This window comes from Furfurilactobacillus curtus (genome assembly GCF_045862785.1).
In the GTDB taxonomy this organism is placed as follows: domain Bacteria; phylum Bacillota; class Bacilli; order Lactobacillales; family Lactobacillaceae; genus Furfurilactobacillus; species Furfurilactobacillus curtus.
Genome location: NZ_BQXO01000084.1, coordinates 1 through 355, shown reverse-complemented (window position 1 = coordinate 355; position 355 = coordinate 1). Strand labels below are relative to the sequence as shown.

At 31.0% G+C, this 355-nt stretch carries 1 protein-coding gene; it reads right to left on the bottom strand.

The features are described 5' to 3' along the window. Positions 1-337 (bottom strand): hypothetical protein (locus ACKTR2_RS10570; protein ID WP_407885101.1); only part of this gene is annotated, 337 nt, incomplete at its 3' end. Positions 338-355: the final 18 nt, after the last annotated feature.

Sequence of the window (355 nt, the reverse complement as noted above, 5' to 3'; positions counted from 1 at the left end):
CATCTGCTTTGGCAGTTTTATTTATTGCTTTAGCTTTATAACCATCGCTAATTTGAGTTAATTCAAATTTTTGATTCTTCTCATCATCAGTATTTACTTTTAAATATTCTTTACCAGAAGTATTACCGACTGAATAATTGGCATTTACATTCATCAAGGGGCTTTCAATAATCATTGTTTTTTTATTAAATTGGGTTTTGTAGCTTTGTCCTTTTTGGTTGAGATACCATTTATTACTTTGCAAATCCTGTGCTGTAGACTTTCCACAAGCGGTAAGACCAACAACAATCAGCAACACTGTCATCACAGCGATTATATATTTCCAATATTTTTTCATTAATATGTCCTCCATTAT